We start from the raw sequence: 3,765 nt of genomic DNA, 5'->3' as shown, positions 1-3,765 counted from the left end.
CTCGGGCCGCGCATCTTAGCATTGGGGGTGGCAGGGATCGAGAGCGGCGGCGATGAGTTACCTGACACCAACCTGACGCTTCTCGCTGGCCCCACGTCAGCAACCCTCCCGCACACTGCGGGCTCATTCCAACATGATGCCTGCTGATGCCCCGACTCCTGTTTGCTCCCCTCGCCTTGCTAATGCTGGTCCCAGCGGCGAACGCCGAGGACCTGATGACCTCCTGGCAAGCGGCGCGAGAGTACGACGCGACGTTGGCGGCAGCGCGAGACACGCTGACGGCAGGGTTGGAGCAAGCCAATCAGGCGACGGCAACCATCCTGCCGCGGCTCGACCTGGTCGGCACTGGTGAGCATCAGCGAGAAGAGTATCGCTCTGGCGATCCTACCGAGACCGCGACGGAGCGCACCTCAGGCCGCGTAACGAATTGGTCTGTGCAATTAGCGCAACCGATTTACGACGCCAACGCCTTCGCTACCCGCTCGCAACTGCTGAAGGAAACCGAACGAGCTCGCATCGCCTTCCGTGTCGCCGAGCAGGATCTGATTCTGCGAACGGCACAAGCCTGCTTCGACGTGCTGGTCGCGCAAACCAACCTCACGTTGGTGCGTGCCCAAAAGCAAGCCGTGAGTCAGCAGCTGGCCCAGGCGAAGAAGACCTTCGAACTCGGGCTGGCAACGATCACGGACAAGGACGAAGCGCAGGCCCGTTACGACACCATCCTCGCGACCGAGATCGCCGCGCGTAGCACGCTGCAACTCGCAGCCGCCGCTTACACCAACCTGACCGGCCTCGATCCGGGCAAGCTGCAAACCGTCGGCGACACCACACCGCAAGTCGACACGCCCCGCGACACGCTCGCATCGTTGTTGGCACAGACGGAACAACACAACCTGGCACTGCAAGCCGAGCGTCTCGGTCTGGACATCGCCAAGAGTGAAATCGACCGCTATCGCCTGTCGCACTCCCCCATCGTCCAACTCGTCGCCAGTTACGGACGCGAGATCGATGACGGCAGCATCTCCTCCTCCGGCTGGCGCGACCGCACCGACAGCGGCGCCATCGGCGTGCAAGTGACCGTGCCGTTGTTCAGCGGCGGCTCGCGCTCCTCATTACTACGGCAAGCGAAAGCCAACGCGAGTGCCAGCGCAAACGCACTGGAAGCATTGAACCGCGACGTCAAACTGCAAACTCAACAGTTTTATCTAGATGTGGTCAGCGGAGCCGCGCGACTGCATGCACTCGATCAAGCACGCATCTCCGGCGCTTCAGCCTTGCAATCGAGCAAGACCGGCCGCGACGTTGGCGTCCGCACCACGCTCGACGTGCTCAACGCGGAGCAGACCTACTACCAGACGCTGTACGACCGCACCGCCGCTCGTTATCAATATTTGTTCAGCCGCCTGCAACTCGCAGCCTCGCTCGGCGAGCTCACCGATCAGCAACTGGTCTCGGTGAACACCTGGTTGAACGCCCCTTCGTCCGCCCTCGATGAGACCCAGCTTTGATGTCCCTGAAAACAAATCGCTCACTTAGGACCGTCATCTGGGCCGCCGTCGTGCTCGCGTTGATTGCGGCCGTGACACTGTCACAGCAAGACAAGTCCGCCTCTGCCAAAGCTGATACGCCGAAAGCCTTGCCCGCGGTCCGAGTGGCAACAGCCCAGACTCGCGACCTGCCCGTGCACATCCAAGGCCAGGGTCATCTGGTCGCGCTCAATCAAGTCGATGTGCGCCCCCAGGTCACCGGCATCATTCGCGCCGTGCACTTTCGCGAAGGCGACGACATCCGTCCCGGTCAGTTGTTGTTTGAAATCGATCCAGCGGAATCCAAAACGCAGCTGAGCCGCACGCAAGCACAAGCCGCGCAGATCAAGGCGCAGCTCGACGACGCCGCGCGCGACTTTCATCGCTCCACGGAATTGGTGAAAGCCGGCTTCATCTCGCCGAGTGCGGCCGACACCAGCGAGAGCAAAGTCGAAGCACTGCGAGCTCAGCATCAAGCGGCGCTGGCTGAAGCGGACACCGCCAAAGTGCAGCTCGACCACACGCGCATCGTTTCACCGATCGCTGCGCGAGCAGGTGCAGTCGACGTGCATCCAGGCAGTCTCGCGCAAGTCGGCGGCTCGCTGCCGTTGGTGACGCTACTGCAGTTCGATCCCATCGGCGTCGAGTTCAGTCTGCCGGAAACGCAGCTCGCCGCAATTCTGCAAGCCCGCGCCGAACAATCGCTGCGCATTCACTTGAAGACGCCTGACGGTCAATACGTCGACGGCAAACTCACCTTCATCGACAACACTGTCAATCGCAACACCGGCACCATCAATCTCAAGGCCAGCTTCCCGAACGCCACGAGCACGTTGTGGCCCGGCGCGTTCGTGCGGGTCGAGCTGCAAGCAGGCTTCGAACGCGGCGCCACCGTGCTGCCGCCGCAAGCGCTGCTCGAAGGTCCGCAAGGCCATTTCGTATATGTATTGAATGAGGCCGACGAAGTGAGCGAGCAGCCTGTGACGTTGCTGCGAATTCAAGATGAGCAAGCGGTGGTGGCGGGCGTCGACGGCACACCGCGCGTGGTCGTCGAAGGCAACCGCGCACTGCGAGCCGGCATGAAAGTACAGGTGCGCTCATGAACCTTTCCCGCTTGAGTCTGCGGCGTCCGGTCGCAACCTTGTTGCTGTGGCTCGCGGTCATCGTGGCCGGCTTCGTTAGCTGGATGCAGTTGCCCATCGCAGCGCTGCCTCAATACGAAACGCCCACCATCTCCGTCAAAGCGGTGCTCTCGGGTGCCAGCCCCGAGACCATGGCCAGTTCCATCGCGACGCCGTTAGAGAAGGAATTCTCGGCCATCGCTGGCCTGGTGCGCACCTCCTCCACCAGCATGCAAGGTGAGACCAAGCTGCAGCTGGAGTTCGACTCTTCGCGCAGCATCGACTCGGCCGCCACCGAAGTGCAGGCCGCCTTGTCGCAGGCCAGCCGGAAGTTGCCGGCGGAAATGAAAACGCCGCCGACCTACTCTCGCGTGAACCCCGGCGATGGCGCGATCCTGACGCTAGGCTTGAGCTCGCCCAGCATGACCATGGGCCAGTTGAATGCATACATCGACAACTTGGTGGTGCCTGCACTGTCCGCCGTGAACGGCGTGTCGCAAGTGACGATCAGCGGCCACAAACGCTTTGCTGTCCGCGTCGAAGTCGATCCCGAGCGCTTGACCGCGTTGAACCTGACGCTCGACGAAGTTAGCGCGGCATTACAGCTCGCAAACTCGAACACACCGATTGGTCAGCTCGATAATTCACGGCAAATGCTGACGCTGCAAATGCCGAATCGGCTCAAAGCCGCCGCCGACTTCCAACGAGTCGTCATCGCCACACGCGACGGCGAAGTCATCCGCCTCGGCGACATCGCCACCGTTCGCGACAGCATCGAGAACACGCAGAACACCAGCGACGTGAACGGCGAAGACGCCGCGTTGGTGCAGATCAAGCGCCAGCCGAATGCAAACACGGTCGCCACCGTGGAGGCGATTCGCGACATGCTGCCGCGCCTTCAGCAACAGCTGCCGCCCTCGATCAAAGTGGTCGAGATGAACGATCGCTCGATCTCGATTCGCCACGCCATTCACGACGTTTACTTGACCATGCTGTTGACCATCGTGTTGGTCGTGCTGGTGATCCTGCTGTTCCTGCGTCACGGCCGCGCGGCGTTGATTCCTGCAGTCAGCCTGCCGATCTCACTGTTCGGCACGTTCGCCGCCATGCTGTGGCTG

The 3,765-nt window shown here is 62.0% G+C and carries 3 protein-coding genes; all 3 read left to right on the top strand.

All coding sequences use genetic code 11. From position 1 onward, the window contains the following. The first annotated feature begins 215 nt into the window (after nt 1–215). Nucleotides 216–1,508 (top strand): TolC family outer membrane protein, encoded by a 1,293-nt coding sequence (locus JNL55_RS28690; RefSeq protein WP_293862755.1) that lies wholly within the window; start codon nt 216–218, stop codon nt 1,506–1,508. Then, entirely contained in the window at nt 1,508–2,629 is a 1,122-nt protein-coding gene (locus JNL55_RS28685) for an efflux RND transporter periplasmic adaptor subunit (RefSeq protein WP_293862754.1), read from the top strand. Before JNL55_RS28690 ends, JNL55_RS28685 begins: the two co-directional genes overlap by 1 nt. Further along, a partial coding sequence (locus tag JNL55_RS28680) for an efflux RND transporter permease subunit (protein WP_293862753.1) occupies nt 2,626–3,765 on the top strand: 1,140 nt, incomplete at its 3' end. The genes JNL55_RS28685 and JNL55_RS28680, both read left to right, overlap by 4 nt.

This window comes from Steroidobacter sp. (assembly GCF_016790065.1).
Classification (GTDB): domain Bacteria; phylum Pseudomonadota; class Gammaproteobacteria; order Steroidobacterales; family Steroidobacteraceae; genus Steroidobacter.
This window is presented reverse-complemented; position numbering and strand designations above follow the sequence as displayed.

Coding starts and splice junctions, on each gene's coding strand:
- JNL55_RS28690 (WP_293862755.1), top strand. CDS start 216: ATGACCTCCTGGCAAGCGGCGCGAGAGTACGACGCGACGTTGGCGGCA.
- JNL55_RS28685 (WP_293862754.1), top strand. CDS start 1,508: ATGTCCCTGAAAACAAATCGCTCACTTAGGACCGTCATCTGGGCCGCC.